The sequence below is a fragment of the Rhodococcus sp. C3V genome (assembly GCF_029269915.1).
Classification (GTDB): domain Bacteria; phylum Actinomycetota; class Actinomycetes; order Mycobacteriales; family Mycobacteriaceae; genus Rhodococcus_F; species Rhodococcus_F qingshengii.
Map to the genome: position 1 here is coordinate 1 of NZ_JARJBE010000029.1, position 20,805 is coordinate 20,805.

Sequence of the window (20,805 nt, forward strand, 5' to 3'; positions counted from 1 at the left end):
TGGTTGCCTGCATCAGGTTGCCGGCAGTGGTCGCCGCATTGCGTAACTGCCCTGAAGCTCCGGACAAGAGGGCACGCGCAAGCACTGCGTATCGGCTACGGATCACGGGGTGGGCCGCAAGGTCGGAGTTTCGGACTGTAGCTCCGATGCGGACCCCTCCATCCGAACGCACTTCCACACTGGCGAGGGGCAACCGACTTACGTCGATCACCATCCGCGGGTTGACCCCGCCGAGTTTCATACGGTCGACGAGGTTCGTACCCCCGGCCAAAAAGGCGGCGTCGACATTTTCAGACATCAGAGTCAACGCGCCGTCCACGTCCTCGGCGCGTCGGTACTCGAACGGCATCATGACTGCGCCGCCTGTCGAATTGCTGCGACGATGTTGCCGTATGCAGCGCAGCGACAGAGGTTCCCGCTCATGCGTTCCCGAATCTCGGCGTCGTCCAGATCCGGGTCGACGTCGAGGTCGTGCGTGACATGACTGGGGTGTCCAGCCTTCACCTCGTCGAGCATTCCCACCGCCGAGCACACCTGCCCTGGGGTGCAGTACTCGCACTGAAGCGCATCCTGGTCGAGAAAGGCTTGTTGTACGGCGTGTAGGCCGTCGTGATCCGACAAACCGCTTGCCGTGGTGATCTGTGCGCCGTCCTGCGCCACTGCGAACGTCAAACACGTAACGGCACGCCGCCCATCGAGGAGAACCGTGCACGATCCGCACTGCCCGTGGTCACACCCTTTCTTCGGGGACGTCAGGCCGAGACGATCCCGCAGCGCGTCGAGCAGCGTGGTTCGAGTGTCGACCGTCAGGGTGCGGCTATTGCCGTCCACCGTCAACGTGATTTCGGCATCGATTCGCGAAGACTCCATGACGAGCACCTACCCCGCTTCGGATTACTCAAACGGGTAACGCCACGGCCCGATGATGCGGCGTTTGCAAGATCACTCGCGAGTGCGGCGCCTGTGTAGCCGTGTCGTCACGGCTGCCTTTTCACGCTTTCACCTGAAACGTCAAGCCTCCTCCCGAGGATTCCGCAGTCTGACCGGGCCCGTTAAACCGCGTTGCGCTTTCCTCCCCAAAGCTGACGAGGGGGCACTCGCGATGCACACGTTGTGGACGCAAGAGCGAATGACCACCGGCCGCCACCGTTCGGTTCGCGAGTGAACTGCTCATCACCGCAACAACTACGAGTCTCTACGACTGTTCAGTCACTCTCTGAGGGGGGTGGTGTGGGCCGTGTCGAGGCCCCACTGTCCCGGGAGGATCCCGCCAGAAACTATTCCGGACACATTCAAACCATGTCGTCCGCGGCACGCGCACCTCCACGCGCACGAATGAGTGTGCCCTTTCCTGGGTAGCCCTGCCGCATGGACTAATGTCGTGCGCCGTTGTTGGAAGCCCTGGACCGATATCATCACCTGGATCGGTACGGATTCGCCCCTCCAGGGCACCGACAGGGACGCGGCACAGACCGCCATGCTCGATGTACTCGGCCGAGATCCGTTTCGTGGCGACGTACTCGCGTCGTCTGGTTTGGACGATCGGACATCGTCGAACGGCTATCTGGCAGACGCTGAACAATTGATGGCGGACGCGGTGGGAGCGGATTATGCGTTCTTCTCGACGTGCGGAAGTTCGCTCTCGGTCAAGGCTGCGATGATGGCCCTTGCGGGAAACGACCCTGGCGGGTTGCTTGTCGGGCGAGACAGCCACAAGTCCATCGTCGCGGGACTGATCTTCGCCGGGATCACGCCTCGCTGGATTACGCCTCAATGGGATTCCGAACGCCATATTTCACACCCGCCATCTCCCGGACAGGTTCGTGAAGCATGGGAGAAAAACCCGAACGCGGCAGGAGCGTTGATCGTCAGCCCCAGCCCGTACGGTACTTGCGCCGATATCGCGGCGATCGCGGATGAATGTCACAGCCGGGGAAAGCCTTTGATCGTCGACGAAGCGTGGGGCGCACATTTGCCCTTCCACGAGCAGCTGCCGGCTTGGGCGATGGACGCCGGCGCAGACGTCTGCGTGGTCAGTGTCCACAAGATGGGTATGGGGTTCGAGCAGGGATCGGTCTTTCACCTCGAAGGAAATCTTGTCGACGCCGCTCATTTGTCCGCGTGTGCCGATCTACTGATGACTACCAGTCCTAACGTCTTGATCTAATTCGCGCTCGACGGGCGGCGACGCCAGATGGTCGAGACAGGACAGGCCATTCTGGATTCTGCTCTGACGCTTGCGGCATCGCTCCGCGACGAGATCGAGGCGCTACCTGGTCTCGAAGTGCTCGACTACGAGTTACTAGGCCATCAAGCATCGCACGACTTGGACCAGTTGCAGATCCTGATCGATGTTTCCGGAACTGGCGCGACAAGATATCAATGTTCGGATTGGCTGAGAGCGGGGCGTTTGATCGATGTGGGAATGAGTGATCATCGGCGAATTCTCGCGACGATTTCAGCTGCAGACAATCGAGCCACGGCCAGGAGACTCGTCGAGGGCTTGGCTGCACTCTGTGCGGCCGTATCGCGCTTTCCGCCCGCCCAGTCGATCGACCTGCCTGCTCCCGCTGACCTTCAATTGGCCACTGTGACATCTCCGCGTGAGGCGTTCTTCGGCAAAACGGACATGGTGTTCGGAAGACACGCTGTCGGGCGCATCGCCGCTGAACAACTCACGCCGTATCCACCCGGGATTCCCGTTGTGGTCCGTGGTGAATGCCTTGACAGAGAAGTGGTGGACTACTTGCAATCCGGAATCCGGGCAGGCATGGTCGTTCCGGATGCCACCGATTCATCGTTGGAGAAGTTTCGAGCGCTAGTTTGACGGCTCGAGTACGAACCCGACCACTTTCGACGCACCGAGAGTGGGTCCACTGGTTACTCGTAGCGGGATACCCCAGCGCGGCAACTCAGGGGGTCAGTGGCGGCCCTTTAAGCGGAAGCGCAGCTGTGTTCGGGGCTCCCGAAGCGGTCCTATCTCGCGATTGCACGACCCTGAAGCCGAGCGGGCTGCGTCATCGACAACTGTGCCCCTGCCCTACCGCGCATCCTTTCCTAGTACCGCGTCGAGACCGCAAGCGATACTCGTATTTTCGCCATCCCTCCCTGCCTGGGACTTCTCCCGAACGGTCGCGACAAGTCCGTCTTTGCGGTTCTATGGACACGCATGCTCGTTCGTCAGATTCTCGGTCACTCGAGGTGATCGTGGGGATGTGAAGGAAGTGCCACAGTGGTCGAACACATCGGCAGCAGGGCCGAAGACGCTCTCCTTCGCGGCGGCCGCTTCTTCACTCCTGGCGAGTTCTCCGCCGACCTCAGAACTGTGAATCGTCGAGGGGGACGCGACGGCGACATCTTCTATCGGGATCGCTGGAGTCACGACAAGGTTGTGCGGTCGACGCACGGAGTCAATTGCACAGGTTCGTGTTCGTGGAAGATCTACGTCAAGGACGGCATCATCACCTGGGAGACCCAGGAGACCGATTATCCGACCGTGGGACCTGACCGGCCCGAATACGAACCGCGAGGGTGTCCACGCGGGGCCGCCTTTTCCTGGTACACCTACTCCCCCACCCGCGTCCGGTACCCGTACGCACGCGGCGTGCTCGTCGAGATGTACCGCGAGGCGCGAGCCCGACTCGGCGATCCGGTGGATGCCTGGGCCGATATTCAAGGCGATTCGCAGCGTCGCCGAAAGTACCAGCAGGCCAGGGGAAAAGGTGGGCTGGTGCGGGTGACGTGGGCGGAAGCCACCGAAATAATCGCGGCTGCGCACGTGCACACCATCAAGGAATACGGCCCCGATCGCGTTGCGGGCTTCTCCCCGATTCCGGCGATGTCGATGGTCTCGTTCGCTGCCGGCTCGAGGTTCATCGAAGTGCTCGGTGGCGTGATGACGTCTTTCTACGACTGGTACGCGGACTTGCCGGTCGCCTCACCTCAGGTTTTCGGCGATCAGACCGACGTGCCGGAGTCCGGGGACTGGTGGGACGCCGCCTATCTGATGATGTGGGGATCGAACGTCCCGGTGACTCGCACACCCGATGCTCACTGGATGGCCGAAGTTCGCTACCGCGGAACCAAAGTCGTTTCGATCAGCCCTGACTACGCCGACAACACCAAGTTCGCGGACGAGTGGATGCCGTGCGCCGCCGGGACCGACGGCGCGATGGCCATGGCGATGGGACACGTCATCCTCTCCGACTTCTTCGTCGAGAAGAGCGAACCGTTCTTCGTCGACTACGTACGGCAGTTCACCGACCTACCGTTCCTCGTCACCGTCGAGGAACGCGACGGGCGCCTGGTCGCGGGAAAGAATCTGACGGCCGCAGATCACGGCGAATCGAGTGAGAACGCCGCGTTCAAACCGGTTCTCGTCGACAGCGTCACCGACACCGTGGTCGTACCGAACGGCTCTCTCGGCTTCCGTTACGGCGACGAAGGTGTCGGGAAGTGGAATCTCGATCTCGGTGACGTGGTACCGGCGTTGACCGTCTCCGCCGACGGAGGCGAGACCGCCGAAATCCATCTTCCTCGCTTCGATACCCCAGACGGTCACGGCGAGAGCATGATTCGGGGAGTGCCGGTGCGCCGCGTCGGGGATCGTCTGGTGTGCACTGTCTTCGACCTCATGCTCGCGCAGTACGGGGTGCGGCGCGACGGTTTGCCCGGCCTCTGGCCCACCGGCTTCGACGACGCGAGCGCGCCGTACACCCCCGCCTGGCAGGAATCGATCACGGGTGTCAGTGCGTCGCAGGTGATTCGAATTGCGCGTGAATTCGCCACCAATGCCGTCGACTCGGGTGGCCGTTCGATGATCATCATGGGTGCCGGGATCTGTCAGTGGTTCCATGGCGACGCGACGTATCGAGCTGTCCTCAGCCTGCTGATACTCACCGGATCGATGGGCCGGAACGGCGGGGGTTGGGCGCACTACGTCGGGCAGGAAAAGTGCCGCCCTGTCACCGGCTGGACAGCCGTCGCGATGGGCACCGATTGGCTCCGACCGCCTCGCCAGATGGCCGGCACCTCCTACTGGTACGTCCACACCGACCAATGGCGATACGACGGCTACCAGGCCGACGCCTTGTCCAGCCCCACCGGTCGCGGCAATTTCCGTGATCGTCACACCATGGACGTGCTGACCTCAGCTGTGTCGATGGGATGGACGCCGTTCTACCCGCAGTTCGATCGCTCCAGTCTCGATCTCGCCGACGAAGCAGACACTCACGATCGCGATGTCGTCGAACACGTTACAAGCCAATTGGCTTCGGGAGAGCTCAATTTCGCGGTCACCGATCCGGACAATCCCAAGAACTGGCCCCGGGTTCTGAGTGTGTGGCGGGCAAATCTTCTGGGTTCGTCGAGCAAAGGCAACGAGTACTTCCTTCGGCACCTCCTCGGCACGGACTCGAATCTGCAGGCGGAGCCGACACCGGAAGACCTGCGCCCGAGCGAAGTGACGTGGAGCGACGACATCCCCGAGGGCAAACTCGATCTGCTCATGTCGATCGACTTCCGGATGACGTCCACCACTTTGCTGTCGGATGTGGTTCTGCCGGCCGCGACCTGGTACGAGAAGGCCGACCTGTCGAGCACGGACATGCATCCGTTCATTCATGCTTTCACCCCTGCCATCGACCCGCCGTGGGAAACACGTTCCGACTTCGACGCTTTCGGCTCCATCGCCAAGACATTCAGTGTCCTGGCGCGCAAGCACCTCGGGAAGCGCCGAGATGTCGTGATGGGCACACTCCAACACGACACACCTGGCGCAATGGCCTATCGTGCAGGCAAAGAACACGATTGGCGCGCTGGCGGCGAGACACCTGTCCCGGGAAAGACCATGGGCCCGCTCGTGGTCGTCGAGCGAGACTACCCAGCAGTCGCCGAACAATGGGCTGCGTTGGGTCCACTCGTCGAGAAGGCCGGACTCACCACCAAGGGCGTCACGACGCATCCGACACGCGAAGTTGAAGAGTTGGCGGCCAAACACGGGGTCTTCGATTCAGGTGTTGCCGCCGGTCGACCGGCGCTCGACACTGCCGAGAAGATGGCCGAGACAATTCTGGCACTGTCCGGCACCTCCAACGGACGATTGGCCGTCGAAGGGTTCGCCCAACTGGAAAAGCGAACTGGTCGACCACTGACTCACCTGGCAGCCGGTAGCGAGGAACGGCGAATCACGTTCGCCGACACTCAAGCTCGCCCGGTTCCGGTCATCACCAGTCCGGAATGGTCCGGTAGCGAAACCGGTGGTCGCCGATACGCACCATTCACTGTCAACATCGAAGAACTCAAACCCTTCCACACCCTGACCGGTCGAATGCATTTCTACCTCGATCACGACTGGATCGAGGAGTTGGGCGAGCAGCTACCGATCTACCGGCCACCGCTCGACATGGCAAGCCTCTTCGGCGAGCCTGCGCTCGGCGATCGGAACGGTGGAATCGGTTTGAGCGTCCGGTATCTGACCCCTCACTCGAAGTGGTCCATCCATTCCGAGTACCAGGACAACCTGTTCATGCTCTCGCTCTCGCGTGGCGGTCCGACAATGTGGATGAGCCCAGGAGACGCTGCCAAGATCGCGGTGTCGGACAACGACTGGGTTGAAGCGGTCAATCGCAACGGTGTGGTCGTGTGTCGAGCGATCGTCTCGCACCGGATGCCGGACGGGGTGGTGTACGTCTATCACGCTCAGGAGCGGACCATCGACGTGCCGCTTACCGAAACGACGGGAAAGCGTGGCGGAATCCACAATTCGCTGACCAGACTGTTGATCAAGCCTTCCCACCTCGCCGGCGGTTACGCACAGACGTCGTTTGCTTTCAACTACCTCGGTCCGACCGGAAATCAACGTGACGAAGTGACGGTCGTACGACGTCGCTCGCAGGAGGTGACGTACTGATGCGAGTCATGGCGCAGCTGGCGATGGTGATGAATCTGGACAAGTGCATCGGCTGTCACACCTGTTCGGTGACGTGTAAACAGGCGTGGACCAACCGATCCGGTACAGAATACGTGTGGTTCAACAACGTGGAAACGCGACCAGGGCAGGGTTATCCGCGAACCTACGAGGATCAGGAGAAATGGAACGGCGGTTGGGTCCGCGACAAGAACGGCCGACTCCGCCTGCGTGACGGTGGCCGACTGAAGAAGCTCTCACGCATCTTTGCGAGTCCGAAAATGCCGTCCATCGAGGACTATTACGAACCCTGGACGTACGACTACGAAAATCTCACGCAGGCGCCCTTGGGCGAGCACATGCCGGTGGCAGCACCACGAAGCCTGATCAGCGGCAAACCGATGAAGGTGGAGTGGTCGGCGAACTGGGACGACGATCTGGCCGGTTCGCCTGAGATCGTGCCGAACGACCCCGTGCTGAAGAAGATCAACGAGGAGGTCAAACTCCAACTCGAAGACACCTTCATGTTCTATCTACCGCGGATCTGTGAGCATTGCCTGAATCCGTCGTGTGTCGCATCCTGCCCGTCAGGGGCGATGTACAAGCGAACCGAAGACGGGATCGTTCTCGTAGACCAGGACAAGTGCCGCGGCTGGCGAATGTGTGTCTCCGGATGTCCTTACAAGAAGGTGTATTTCAACCACAAGACGGGCAAGGCCGAGAAATGCACGTTCTGCTACCCGCGCGTCGAAGTGGGGCTGCCGACCGTGTGTGCGGAGACCTGTGTCGGTCGCTTGCGCTACATCGGCCTCATCTTCTACGACGTCGACAAGGTACTCGAGGCGGCGACCGTACCCGACGAGAAAGATCTGTACGAGGCTCAACTCGATGTCCTGCTGGATCCGAATGATCCCGAGGTCGTCGAAGGTGCTCGCGCAGAGGGCATCTCGGACGAGTGGATCGAGGCGGCGCAGAGGTCACCCGTCCACGCTTTGATCAAGGACTACCGCGTCGCACTGCCCCTTCATCCGGAGTTTCGCACCATGCCGATGGTCTGGTACGTCCCGCCCCTGTCCCCCGTGGTCGATGCCGTGAGCCGCGACGGCCACGACGGGGAGGACGTCGGCAATCTTTTCGGTGCTCTCGACTCGTTGCGGATTCCGATCGAATATCTGGCCGGACTGTTCACGGCCGGCGATACCGACATCGTCGACGGAGTTCTGCGACGACTGGCCGCGATGCGTGCGTACATGCGCGACATCAACCTCGGACGTGAACCTCAGCCCCATATCCCCGAGGCGGTAGGAATGACGGAGGAAGACATCTACGAGATGTACCGCCTTCTGGCTTTGGCCAAGTACGAGGAGCGCTACATCATTCCCACTGCCTACGCGGTCGACGGGCACAGACTCGAGGAGACGGCAACCGAGTGCGCTCTGGATTTCGACGGCGGCCCCGGTATGCACGAGTCCGGACCGTTCGGCGAGGCTAGCGGTGGCCCGGTCCCGGTGGCAGTCGAGACCTTTCACGCCTTGCGTGAGCGTCAGACGACGGAGGAACTGTCCGCCAACTCCGCTGACCCGTCCCGGGTCAATCTCCTGAACTGGGACGGCAAGGGCAAACCCACTGGGCTCTTTCCCGATCGAGGTGCGCGTCGATGATCGGGTTCGGCCAAGGCAATCGCAGAAGCGGTCGCCGCAGCGCGGTCGCTCAACACCGACTGGTGTGGCATGCCGCCGGATTGCTGTTGGCCTATCCCGACGCGGGTCGCGGCGAGCGACTCGGCGTCGTCGAGGACATCCTCGGCCATCTGCCGCCGAACTCGCGAGATCAGCTCGCCGAGACCTGTCGCTTTCTGCGTGGCTGCGACGAATACGTCTCGGCCACACAGTACGTCGAGACATTCGACCTCCGGCGGCGCAGCACCCTCTACCTGACGTACTGGACTGCGGGCGATACACGCAATCGAGGGCGCGAGATATTGTCGTTCGCCGACGCGTACCGCGGGGCCGGAGTCGAGCCTCCGAAGAGCGAATCGGCAGACCACCTGACCGTCGTACTCGAGTTCGCCGCATGCGTCGATCCCGAAGCCGGATCGAAACTGCTCTCAGCGCATCGTGTTCCGCTGGAGACCATCTGGTCTGCACTGACCGACTCGAACTCACCGTACGCGCCGGTTCTCGCGGCGGTATGCGGAACACTGCCGTCCGTGTCGAATCAGGACGTGCTTCGAGCCCAGCATCTAGCGGCGTCGGGTCCGCCGGCCGAAGCAGTCGGACTCGAACTCTTCACCTTGACCGTCCCACCCCGCCGTGAAGGAGTGACGTGAGATGTCTGCCGGTGAAATCTATTGGGATGTAGTTCCGTACGTGGTCTTGGCGATCTTCATGATCGGTACGTGGTGGCGCTATCGCTACGACAAGTTCGGTTGGACGACACGATCATCCCAATTGTACGAACACCGATTGCTCCGCATCGGCAGCCCACTGTTCCATTTCGGGATCCTGGTCGTGATCGTCGGGCACTTCATCGGGTTGGTGATACCGCAGTCGTGGACCGACGCGATCGGGATGAGCGAGCACGTTTATCACGTGCAAGCCCTTGTACTGGGCTCGATTGCGGGTGTCTCCACATTGGTCGGAGCCGGGATTCTCGTGTACCGCAGGCGCACCCGCGGACCCGTCTTCATGGCAACGACGTGGAACGACAAATTGATGTACGTGGTGCTGATCGCCGCAATCGTCGCCGGTCTGGCAACAACAGTGCTCGGCTCGGGTGCGTTCGGTGAGGAAACCAACTACCGCACAACCGTTTCCCCGTGGTTTCGTTCGATCTGGATCCTGCAGCCCCGAGGTGACCTGATGGCTCAGGCCTCGCTCGATTTCCACATCCACGTCTCGATTGCCATGGTGTTGTTCGCATTGTGGCCGTTCACGCGCCTCGTGCATGTCTTCAGTGCACCGGTCGCGTACCTGTTCCGGCCGTACATCGTCTACCGCAGCCGCGACGACGCTCGTAAGAACGAACTGGTCGGTTCACGTCCCCACCGTCGGGGTTGGTGAACTCACCGCCCGCAATCGTCGCAGCGAAGCGATCAGCAGGACTGTGCACAGCGCTACCGCCGGCCACACCAACACTTCACCTACCGGCTTCAACCAGGTAGCTGACGCCGTCGCTGCGACGGTCAGTGACGCGGCCGAGGTCATGCCCATCGGGAACGCGGTCGACCAGCGTCTGACGTCGTAGTCGAGTCGCGGCCAGACCAATTCGCAGACAAGCAACACCGCATAACATCCGAGCACGAGGACCATGAGCCCCACGCTCAACCGTTGGCAGAAATGATGCAGTCCTTGCGGCCAACCGACAGCCTGCGCTGCTGCGGACAGTTTTCCGGCCGCAAGCGTCGAAATCGCCAGCGCCCCACCGAAGACCCAATGATCTCCGGCACCGACGCGGAGCTGGTTGAGCGAGAACCTGACGAGCACCAGGACGTAGAACGCCAGGCCGAGAACGAAAGCAACGGCCGACGGAATCGCGATCCAATGCGCCGTGGTTGTAGCCGCCAGCGTTGCTCCCAACACAGCCAGGCCCTGGGTGGCCACACACAACAGAAAATGCACGCCGACGGTCGGCGAAGTCCAGTGCCGAATCACCGCCGGTATGAGCACGATCCACGCGAGCACTGCGATCGCGAGCGCAGTGAATCCGACCAGGCTCCAATCGAACAGGGCGAATCGCGTGCCCAGGACTGTCGTCGCCGCTACACCCGTGAGTGCCGGAGGGGTATCTGCCTCGTCGATCCACCGTGCTCGATCATCGACCAACCTCGATGCGAACACCACAGCGAGAACGAGCCAGACTGCCGTCCCGATCACCAGCCATACCAGCGAAAACGCCTCGAGCCCGATCAGATGCAACGCTACGGACACGATTCCAGAGGACATCGCGGCCGCTCCCGCGCCCGGAGGGATGATCTCGAGCGTGCGGCCTGCTGTCGATCTAGCGTGGTGATCGCCGGACACACATCCATGATGCGTGACGAGGGGGTCGGGTGCGGTGGTTTCGACGCCGCAATTCGAAGTCTTACTGCACAACGAGCCCCTCAACGACCGATCAGACGGAGCCGGCGAGAAGGTGCGCAGTTGTAGCCTTTCCGGCAGATCCGGAATCTACGAGCGGTTTTTTTCCCGCACACTCACGGCCTCCTTGAGCTATCATACAGCTAATGACATGTCAGGCGGAAGGGGAGAGCTGACATGACGAAAGCCGATCACATGTTTGCCGAGCAACTCAACGCACTGTTTGCCAGATCGCGGCGCGGTACAACGAACACGATGGTCGCTACTGCCCTGACCGACAAGGGGTGCACGATCTCTGCGCCGTACCTGTCCCAACTGCGCAATGGAGTCAGAACACGCCCTGCGGATCGATATGTGCGAGCGATCGCCGAATATTTCGATGCTCCGCTCTCCCACTTCTACGACGCCCCATTCGAAGGTCCCACCGAAGACACCTTTGATCATGACCTGGATCTGATCAATTCCGTCGACGACGGCACCGTCCGGCGTCTGCTGCACATCGTCCACGGCTTGTCATCGTCCTCGATGGATCTCCTCCTCGGGTTCGAAGACCATCTCCTCAATCTCAGATAGCGCTCACCTGGGCTCCAGTGTGCACACGCGTCTGCACACTGGAGCGCCACCCTCCGCAAATGGCGCGTTTCTCGTTTCCTGTGCAGCTGCTTTTGTCGGTACAACGACGCCGCTCCGACCTGGTCATTTCATCGATCCGTCAACACCGAACTCGGTCTTCGGCGCTGACGGTGATCAGCGGCCCGGCGGAACCTCGGTCTTCGCGGTCGATGTCCACTCCGATGACGATCATGGGGTAACGATCGGGAAGGCCGGATCGGGTTGATCAGTCAGGTCGACAATCCTTCTGATCGTGGTCGTGTCGCCGCCCATCGCGATGCCGTCGGCACCGGAACCTGCCAGCAGGTCAAGCAGCTGCGGTTTGGTCAGTGTCACAACGAGATCGGCGGGATCGGATCGCCCCGTCGGGTAATGAATCAGGACACCATTGGAGAGTTCCATTCGATATGTCTGGTCTACGTCGGTGAAGTGCCAGCGTATCGATGCCGCCGTATCCCACGCCTTCGGGCCGTTGATCCGGATGGCGATGCTGTCGAAGACTTGCGTGACGGTGAGCGCAGTCGCCATCCCGGCCGCGCTGACTTCGGCAGGATGCGGTGGGCCGTCGACTTCGCTGGCTCCGACGAGGTAGTTGTTTCGCCATGTGGCGCACTCGGAACCGTAGCCCAGCCGCGTCAATGCCTCAGTGAGAACCTCTTTCGCGCCGGCGTGGCCGGGCTCTGCGAACACAGCGTGACTGGCTAGCTCGGCGGCGAAGCGCAGGTCCCCTCCGTCGGCGAACTCGCGGGCCTTCGCGACGGCTGCCTCTATCCCACCGATTGCGCGTACGTAGCGTGTGCCTGCACCTTCCGGCGGATGCTGCCAGAGGTGTGCGGGGTTGCCGTCGTACCACCCGAGGTAGCGCTGGTAGATCGCTTTCACATTGTGGCTGACCGAACCGTAGTATCCGTGGGTGTGCCATGCGGCATCGAGAGTGGGTGGCATGTCGAAGTTTTCGGCGATCTCAGACCCTACGAGGCCCTGGTTGAGCTGACGCAACGTCTGATCGTGAAGGTAGGCGTAGAGGTCGCGTTGCTCGGTGAGATACCCGATCAGATTGTCGGTGCCCCACGTTGGCCAATGGTGCGAGGCGAATGCAACGTCGGAGTCGTAGGCAAACATTTCGATTGCTTCGGCGAGGTAGCGCGACCAGTTGCGCGCGTCGCGCACTTCGGCGCCGCGCAAGGTGAGGAGGTTGTGCAAGTTGTGAGTTGCATTCTCCGCCAAGCACAATGCGCGGTGGTCGGGGAAGAAGAAGTTCATTTCCGAGGGAGCCTCGGTACCGGGAGTGACCTGGAAAATCATGCGCACACCGTCGAATGTCTCCTCCTGACCGGTGTGCGTTATGTCCAAGGTCGGCGCAAGAAGGCCGACAGTTCCGGTGGATGTGCTGGGCCCGAGGCCCGCTCCCAGCGTGCCCGTTGCACCGACCGGCAGCACGACTCCGGTGTGGAACATCCCACGCCGCAACATCGCGCCGCCTGCATAGACGTTCTCGGAGACTGCGTGTTCGAGGAAATGTTCAGGAGCGATGATCGGCACTGTGGTATCAGCAGCGACAACGCCGAGCACACCACCGAAGTGATCGATGTGTGAATGGGTGTAGATGACTGCGCTGACCGGGCGGTCCCCGCGGTGCTCTCGGTACAGTGCCAGACCCGCCGATGCGCACTCGGCGGAGACAAGCGGATCGATCACGATCACCCCGGTATCGCCTTCTACGAGAGTCATGTTCGACAGGTCGTAACCCCGAATCTGGTAGATACCTTCGGTGACCTCGAAGAGACCGTGTATTGCAGTGAGCTGCGCTTGACGCCACAGGCTCGGGTTCACAGTGTCGGGGCAGTCTCCTGTCGTCGCCTGGGCGAAACCCGCCGCGTCGTAGACGACACGGCCGTCGCCGGCTTTGATCTGTGCGGGTTCGAGCTTCGCGACCAGGCCACGAGCTGCATTGTCGAAATCGGTGCGGTCGGTGAAATCAGCGGGCATCAGGACTCCTCGTGAAACGGTCGGCGGTTCCAAATGGAGAAAGCACATCGTATGTCGGAGTTCAGGATCGACGATGTACGCGAGTACTCACACCGAGTGGATCCATCAGGTCCGCTATCGAAGACATCTCGGCTCATCTTCACCAGGAGTCCGTTAATCAGACATCACCCGGCAGGGGTGAATTGCCCCACCCGGTGTCTCGTCAGCGCGATGATCGGTCTCTACCTGCCGCCTGGTGGTAGTTCTTGTGACCGTCAACAGGTAAGACCGCAAGCGTCTAAGCGGATGGTCATCGGCACTGAGCGGCCCTGCCTGGCTTGCCTCATGTGCGTCGGCACCGACACGCGGTGTTTCGATCCGTAGCTGTGGGGAACTTCGCCGCAACCCCACACCCGCAGCCCTTGATACGTAGAGGGATCGGGCGTTCTGTGCAGACCACTGAGGCAGACTGCCTCACGAATAATGTCCGGGCACTGCGATTTGCTCGAGCCAATCCCGTTGGAATAACTGAGCGTCGTCCGACCTACTGCTGGACAGGAATCGTGCCATCGTCGGTCGGGTCTGGGATCTGGTGTGGGCGGTAGTTCGGTAGGCGGGTGGCGGGGATGATTGCCGTTGCGCTGATGGCAGCGAGGATGAGAAGGCCCAGTTTGAGGGTTCCGAGCCTTGCGTCCTCGTTGACTGCGATGGCGGTGTCGATTTGCTCGGCCGTTGCGTTGGTGTCGTCGAGGAGTTCGCGGAGTTGGTCGTTGCTGACGAAGTTAATGTTGTCGAGATCGACTTGCGCGATGAGAGACTCAGGTAAATCGACGTTGTCGATTACAGCTTGACCGACACTGAAACTGAGGATCGTGACGAGAAGCGCTCCTGCCAATGCGGTGCCGACCGCGGATGCAAGGTTCTGGGTGGTGCCGCGGATGGACCCGACATCTCCCGCGAGTTCTTTGGGCGCGGCGGTGACGAGGACGTTGAACACGAGGGTGACCAGCGCGCCTTGACCGATACCGAACACGATCAGGCCGGCGATCGTCGGAACGGTTTCCCAGTTGTTCGTCACCACGTAGGCGAGCCAGACAAGCGCGACAGTGGTGAGCGTGAACGAGAAGACGCCGATGGTGCGGGGGCTGTATCTCTTGTAGAAGCGGACGACGAGTGTCGCGGTGACGAAGACGGTCAGGTTGAACGGCATCATCGCCAGCGCGGTGTCGAAGGGTGTCCGTCCCTGCACGATCTGGATGTACAGGGGCACAGTGAAGTTCAGCGCAGCCTCGAGTGCTACGACAATGAACATCGCGTATACGGCGGCACGCTCGCGCGAGCTTCCCAGCACCGAGAGATCGACCAGAGGAACTTTACCCTCACGGACTCTGCGGCGGGTCCATGAGTAGAAAGCCTGACCCAGCACCACCCCGACGAGGATGAACAGCGGAGCGGGTGAGAGGCCGAGGAGGTCGAACGGGGCGTCCTGGGAGGCGAAGAAGACTCCCCATCCGTTGAGGTTGTTGAAGCCCAGAGTGAGCAGGACGACGCCGCCGCCGATCAGGGCTGCCGCGACGAGATCGATCTTGATACCGGCATCCCCACGGTCGGAGCGAAGGGTGAAGCTGAGCGCGAAGACAGTGACTGCGAGGACGAGGACAATACCGAACACCGGACGCCATCCGACCAGCGTGCCGAGGGCGCCTCCGATGAAGAATGCACTCAATCCCGACACTGCCCGAGCAGAGCCCAACGATCCGATAGCCGTGGCTTGTTGTGCCCCACGGTAGTTTTCGGCGATCAACGCGACAAGGGACGGCACGATGATCGCCGCAGACGCGCCGGCCACTGCTTGACCTGCAATGGCCCATCCGATCGACGGCGCGAGGATCATCATCAGTGCCGAGCAACCGAAAGTGGCGACGACGACGCGGAAGATCAGGACCCACCCGACGTGTTGGCCTAGTTTCGCCCCGACCATCACCAACGCCGCCACAGCGAGACCGTAGACAACGATCGTCGTGCTTGCGACAGTCGGGGCGACACCGAAGTCCTCGACCATGCCACCGAGCGAGACGGGAAGCGCCGCGACGTTGAAGGACATCAGAATCTGCGCGAAGAAGAGCCCGACCATCGGTAGCCAGGACCTGCGGTCCTCGTCGGTCGATGGTGCGGTCCGGTCAGTTGCCATGTGAATCTCCCTCGTCGGTGCGGTGAGCGGCAGAGGCGAACAGGTTCAGTCCCAGTGTCCGCGAGAGGTACGCGGTAGCGCGCTGCCCACGGACACTGTTCCCGGCAGAGTCCAAACGCGGCGAGAAGGTGCCGATTGCGCCCTTCCCTGGGGCGATCGCCACGATTCCACCCGACACACCGGATTTCGCGGGGAGTCCGATCTCGAAGAGCCATTCGCCCGAACGCTCGTACATTCCGGTTGCCGCCAACACAGAAAGAGTGTCCCGACACACGTCCGGGGAGACGACGCGGTCACCCGTCACCGGATTGACTCCGCCGTCAGCCAAAGTCGCACCCATGATCGCGATATCGCGTGCACTGACGTTCAGGGAGCACTGCCGCGTGTAGGTGTCCACCACGTCGAGAGGATCGAGATCGATACGGCCATAGCTCTCCAATAATCGGGCGATGGCTCGATTGCGCTGATTGGTGAGCATCTCGGAGTGATAGATCTCGCCGTCGAGAGCGAGTTCGCGCCCGGCGAATCGGGAGAGCCCGGTGCGGATCCGTTCCCACTGCTCCGCAGGTGTCGCGCCAGGGACCAGTGCAGTCGTGGCGAGCGCGCCCGCGTTGACCATCGGGTTCATCGGGTGGCCGTCGTTCAGTTCGATCGCAATGACAGAATCGAACGAGAGCCCAGTGTTGTTGACACCCACCCGCTCTCGCACAAGATGATGGCCGAGTTCCTCACACACCATCGCATAGACGAACGCTTTCGAGATCGACTGGATCGAGAACTCGGCGTTCGCCTCTCCCGCCACGTGGACGGCGCCCCCGACTTCGGCAACCGAAACTCCGAACAATTCCGGGTCGGCGGCCGCCAATGCAGGTATGTAGTCGGCAACGACACCCGATGTTCGCGACCGGTACCTCTCGTACGCGTCCATCACGTCGACCTCGACCTCATCCCACCCCGGAAGTGTGCCGGTGTGAACGGCTTGCTCGACACGGTCGATATCTGCTTCCAGCGATTCTCCGGTCATTTGACCACCCGTTTCAGATCAATTCAATGAAGCGACGACACCGAGGGGATAGAAGCCTTCGAGAAGCATGATGTCGAAGCTTAAACCAGAACTGATCTCGCCATGGGTTCCAATCCACCCCCCCTCGTGCTGAGGGTGTCGTGTCCGAGACCGTCGCGGGACAGATGATGTGGAATTCGGCGGACCGATCCGACCGTGCGGCGGGTAGCGCGGAGGGAATGTTGGTCGAACTCGTACAGACATCATCGAATATGCCCGAACGTGCAGTGGGCTCGAACCGAGCGCACTGCACGTGATCTGTAAACACGGCGGTTGGCATTGCTCTGCGTTGTATTCGCCTCCGCGGTGGGCTCGTCATCGACGAAGGTCGTTTGCCGATGATCGGCATCGGTTTCGAGAATCACGGTTGTAAATGCGGCGAAAGCGTAGGTTGCTGCCTAGCGTCTCGAGGTGAACACGCCTTCTCGCCGCGCCCAGCGCGTGAGCTTGTTCGAGCCCCCCACGGCGCGGCCGACGTGAAATTGCGGCATCAGAGGCAGATTCGTCGGCGAATTACCTGCTCGCCTTGGGATGATCGGCGCGATGAGGCATAGCCCGGTCCGGCGACAAATTGGCGGATCTTCCTGGAGAAGCCGCACTGCGACAGTCAGGGCCGTGAGCTGGCGACTCTTTCCCGAGGAATCGAGTAATTTCGATCCGGTCCTTGGTGTAGACCTGTCGCCCCCCCAAGCCTTTGCCAGACCCCCTAAGTGACAGAGCGACGGACGACAGTCGCACCCACTTGTCATTGTCCTGAAAGTGGGTGCGACTGTGGCGCAGCTACATTCCGGTCAGGGAGTGACGGTGATGCCGGGCGTGGAGTTGAACTTGAGTGCCCCGGTCATCTTCGCCGTCCCGGCGCCTGCGGAGGGACAGGACGCGCTTCCGCCGTTCGAGGTGAAGTTCACCGTTCCGGTGTTGTTGGCGGTGACGGTGTGTGTCGTGTTGTTGTAGGGCACGGGGCCGGCAGTGCTGGCGGTGACGTCGATGACGCAGCTACCAGCAACTACGTGAGCTCCACCGTTGGGGATTTTGATACTTCCCATCGGTGATCCACTGTCGGCGTTGACGTTCAGAGCCCAGGAACCCGACGTGGTGATCGTTGCCGGCACACCTTCGAGGTCACATCCGGACAATCCCACGCTCGCAATGTTGATGTTGATGCCGCCCGTTCCGGAGTTCACGTTGCCGGGCGCTGCAGGGGTGGTTCCGGTTCCGCTGACGCTGGTGCAGTACAACTCGAGACCGCCGGTTGTCACGAAACTGAGCCCACTGCTGGTGGCCGTCACCGGAGTGGCTGTGGCGGGGCTGATCGTGGTGGACGCTGCTGCGATCCCGGATGCAGCGATGGTCCATGCGGCTGCTGCCCCCACGAGTGCGGAGGCCTTGCCGAGCATTGTGCGTGATGACATGTGATGTGCCTTTCTGTCGAATACCTCTGGGGTGAACCGTCAGTCGAAAGAAATTCAGGCGGGTGTGGTCTCTACCCGGCGGCCCCCATCTGCGCCACAGCTGCAGGTTCAGCTGCCTGCACAGCGGAAGCTGCCGGCGGCCGTACCTTGCGCGCGGCGACGGTGTAGACGTCGCTGGAAGTGGTCAGAGAGTTCTTTCCGCTGGCCGAGGGGGTTCCTGCTCGCAGGTTCACCGCCCAGTTGAGTGCACCGAAAACCCCGCACCCACTAGCTGCGGGAGCTGCGAAGAGATTGTCGGTGTGCTGAACGGCAGGGAACACCGCTCCCGGATAGTCACCGATGGGCTCCGAGGGCGGGTTGCCGGTGGTCGTGAGGTGCAGGTTGATCGGGTTCGCTGTGGAGCCGAGATAGCAGTTGTTACCCAACAACGAGTTCGACAGTTTCAGTCGCACCGGCATCGTCAACTCTTGATCGAGCACCTTGATGTTCGGCAGCCCAACAGCTTCGACTGTTGCCGTGATCTGGGTCAGATTCAGTGGAGTGTCGATTCCGATGGCCCCACCCGGGACGGAGATCGGGTTCGAGTACACCCCGTTGCGGCCGTCCGGCTTGGGGACGAAGGTTTCGACGAAGCTGCCGTCGGGTTGGGTGGCGTACTTGACTCCGCCGGCGATCTTGAGTCCGCCGTCGGGGACGGGCACGGTCAGTCCCCCGATTTTCATCGAACCGCCGCGGACCACGACGGTTGCGCAGGTCGCGACGTCGAGGTCTTCGACGGGGCATGACGACCATCCGTCGAATGTCAAAGGGGTCGCGGTGGGTGTACCGGACGAACCGAGCGAGGAATTCTCCTCTGCGGTGGCAATCCCGCCTCCTATCAAAGCAAGGGCTGCAGCGATCGCCATCGTGGGGGCAACTCGGGTTCTCAAGGCATTCTTGGACATTGGGCTCCTCAGGCATGGAATCGACGCACCGAAACACCACTCTTGTCGGTATGTCGTGAGTCACATCTATGTGCTCGGAGCGAAGGCTACCGACCAGTAGTACTCGAAGTCACACAAATCGGAGAAAGTTCAATCCTTTCGGGGAGGCGCTCGTACTTTCGGCGATGTTTCATCCGCGTTCTACGAGGACCTCCTACCCTGCGCTGCCGCGTCACAGGCCGATTTATGCAGGGTCCGTGTGTGGTCCGCACATCTCGTCTTTGCTGCGGGTTCTCTCTGCGTCGTCGGTATCACTGAGACGGACAGGATCTGTTGTGGAACTTCCTAATATGTCGGATACAACTGTCATTTTCGGTGCTGGCTGGGCGAAGAACGAAAGCACATTCCGAGCAAGACGACTTGAGTGTGAAACCCACACCAAATCTATTGCGCTGTAACTGGCCGGAAAGTTCCACCACCGCTGCGACGACGATTTTCCGGTGTGGCCGGACGCCATCGTCTGGATGCACGGCTACGCACAATGCAGATCGTTCTTTCAACGAGATTGCGGAGGCTTGAGTACGCGATGCTGACGGTCCGAGCGTTAGATTTCTTTGTCTGACATTCACAAGACACGAATGTCGAGGTCCGTGATGTCGCAGAGCGGTTCCTCACTCGAGTCGCGATGAGCTTTGAGGTCCGCGGCGCGCTATGCATCCGCTCCGATCACGTTCTGTTGCGCAGCTGGCAACAGCGCTAAACTCGATGTTTGACGGCAAGGTAAATCGGGCAGGTGAAGCGCTGATCGTGTTTTCGTACGTGGCCATCATGCTTTCTTTCAGGCAGTTGGCCACATCCGACCAGGTACAGGAGCAAATCTCACGTGACGTCCTTCGAGCGGGCGACTGTTTCCCCGGCCACCGTTTCCCCATCGCTTTCCGTTTCGGCAACACCTGATCAACTGCCGGTACTGCGATCACTGGTGCGGACCGTAGCCGCGCACTATGCACTCTCGCTGGACGGGTTGTCCGACCTTGTTCTCGCCGCCGACGAAGCTGCAAGCATCCTCATCTCTCACGCCCTACCTTCTGTCACCCTGACGTGTGAGTTCGACGGAGACACTGTCCCGGGCACAGTGCGAGTGCTGTTCTCCACGTCGACAACCGGACAGATCACCACGAGCACCTCGTCGTTCGGATGGCATGTCCTCGAGATCCTGGTAGACGGAGTGGTCCTCTCGCAGATCCCACCTGCCTCGCCGGAGCAAAACTGGGCTGCGACGATCACGCTGGCCAAGGGTTTGCAGGAAGGGTCGTGACTCCGCCGGCCCGGGAAGTCAACGAATACTCCCAGTTCACCGTTTTCTACGCTCCGGCCCATCCCCGAGAACGTCGCCGGAGTCGAGGGTCAACGGTTTTTCTCGAACGTTAAGCGTCGGAGTGAGCGGCCCGCGGCACTCTCGCTGCAATCTCACTGATCCGTGTCGTCGGCCGAAAAAAACAGGGCTTGGGTGTTCTTCCGAATACAACACGTAAGCACTTGCCTGCGCCTCCTCACCGCGGAGGTCGGCAATGAGCTGCGAGTCGCTTATCGCCCTGGCATGACCCCCATCAAGTGAGCCGCAAGTTATGAGAATCCTTCCGCCCTGAT

General features: G+C 61.2%; 14 protein-coding genes and 1 pseudogene. 7 read left to right on the forward strand and 8 right to left on the reverse strand.

The annotated features are described in order from the left end of the window. Positions 1–352, reverse strand: a 352-nt coding sequence (locus P3G66_RS31115; protein ID WP_276117793.1) for an FAD binding domain-containing protein, incomplete at its 3' end; no start/stop codon positions are given. Beyond that, positions 349–870 (reverse strand): 2Fe-2S iron-sulfur cluster-binding protein, encoded by a 522-nt coding sequence (locus P3G66_RS31120; protein ID WP_276117794.1) that lies wholly within the window; start codon positions 868–870, stop codon positions 349–351. The genes P3G66_RS31120 and P3G66_RS31115, both read right to left, overlap by 4 nt. Positions 871–1,389: 519 nt before the next feature. Between P3G66_RS31120 and P3G66_RS31125 the strand changes: the two are divergent. The 5 genes and pseudogenes from P3G66_RS31125 (at position 1,390) to narI (ending at position 9,969) form a co-directional block, all read left to right on the forward strand. After that, positions 1,390–2,827 (forward strand): annotated as a pseudogene (locus P3G66_RS31125) (ornithine decarboxylase). A gap of 405 nt (positions 2,828–3,232) precedes the next feature. Beyond that, positions 3,233–6,910: a nitrate reductase subunit alpha gene (locus P3G66_RS31130; RefSeq protein WP_276117795.1), complete on the forward strand. Its 3,678-nt coding sequence runs from the start codon at positions 3,233–3,235 to the stop codon at positions 6,908–6,910. After that, positions 6,910–8,568, forward strand: coding sequence for a nitrate reductase subunit beta (gene narH / locus P3G66_RS31135; RefSeq protein WP_276117796.1), 1,659 nt, complete (start codon positions 6,910–6,912; stop codon positions 8,566–8,568). Before P3G66_RS31130 ends, narH begins: the two co-directional genes overlap by 1 nt. After that, a complete protein-coding gene (gene narJ / locus P3G66_RS31140; protein ID WP_276117797.1) occupies positions 8,565–9,236 on the forward strand; it encodes a nitrate reductase molybdenum cofactor assembly chaperone in 672 nt (223 codons plus the stop codon). The genes narH and narJ overlap by 4 nt, the downstream gene beginning before the upstream one ends. Before the next feature lies 1 nt (position 9,237). After that, entirely contained in the window at positions 9,238–9,969 is a 732-nt protein-coding gene (gene narI / locus P3G66_RS31145) for a respiratory nitrate reductase subunit gamma (RefSeq protein WP_276117798.1), read from the forward strand. Here the strand turns inward: narI and P3G66_RS31150 are convergent. Further along, positions 9,943–10,929, reverse strand: a complete 987-nt coding sequence (locus P3G66_RS31150) for a tellurite resistance/C4-dicarboxylate transporter family protein (protein ID WP_276117799.1) — start codon at positions 10,927–10,929, stop codon at positions 9,943–9,945. The genes narI and P3G66_RS31150 overlap by 27 nt on opposite strands. A gap of 234 nt (positions 10,930–11,163) precedes the next feature. Here P3G66_RS31150 and P3G66_RS31155 point away from each other — a divergent pair, with 234 nt between their 5' ends. Continuing rightward, positions 11,164–11,559, forward strand: a complete 396-nt coding sequence (locus P3G66_RS31155; protein WP_276117800.1) for a hypothetical protein — start codon at positions 11,164–11,166, stop codon at positions 11,557–11,559. Positions 11,560–11,787: 228 nt separating this feature from the next. On the opposite strand, the gene P3G66_RS31160 is transcribed toward P3G66_RS31155, so the two are convergent. From P3G66_RS31160 to P3G66_RS31180, 5 genes are all read right to left on the reverse strand, one after another. Then, the gene (locus P3G66_RS31160) at positions 11,788–13,587 is read right to left on the reverse strand and encodes an alkyl sulfatase dimerization domain-containing protein (RefSeq protein WP_276117801.1); all 1,800 of its coding nucleotides are present in this window, start codon (positions 13,585–13,587) and stop codon (positions 11,788–11,790) included. A gap of 523 nt (positions 13,588–14,110) precedes the next feature. Continuing rightward, complete coding sequence (locus tag P3G66_RS31165; protein ID WP_276117802.1) at positions 14,111–15,757, reverse strand: MFS transporter; 1,647 nt, start codon at positions 15,755–15,757, stop codon at positions 14,111–14,113. Further along, on the reverse strand, positions 15,747–16,781 hold the full coding sequence (gene glsA, locus P3G66_RS31170) for a glutaminase A (RefSeq protein WP_276117803.1): 1,035 nt from the start codon (positions 16,779–16,781) through the stop codon (positions 15,747–15,749). Before glsA ends, P3G66_RS31165 begins: the two co-directional genes overlap by 11 nt. 830 nt (positions 16,782–17,611) lie before the next feature. After that, positions 17,612–18,232, reverse strand: coding sequence for a hypothetical protein (locus P3G66_RS31175; protein WP_276117804.1), 621 nt, complete (start codon positions 18,230–18,232; stop codon positions 17,612–17,614). Positions 18,233–18,303: 71 nt separating this feature from the next. After that, a complete protein-coding gene (locus tag P3G66_RS31180) occupies positions 18,304–19,176 on the reverse strand; it encodes a hypothetical protein (protein ID WP_276117805.1) in 873 nt (290 codons plus the stop codon). A gap of 862 nt (positions 19,177–20,038) precedes the next feature. Between P3G66_RS31180 and P3G66_RS31185 the strand changes: the two genes are divergently transcribed. Next, positions 20,039–20,473, forward strand: coding sequence for an anti-sigma factor (locus tag P3G66_RS31185; RefSeq protein WP_276117806.1), 435 nt, complete (start codon positions 20,039–20,041; stop codon positions 20,471–20,473). The last annotated feature ends 332 nt before the right edge of the window (positions 20,474–20,805 follow it).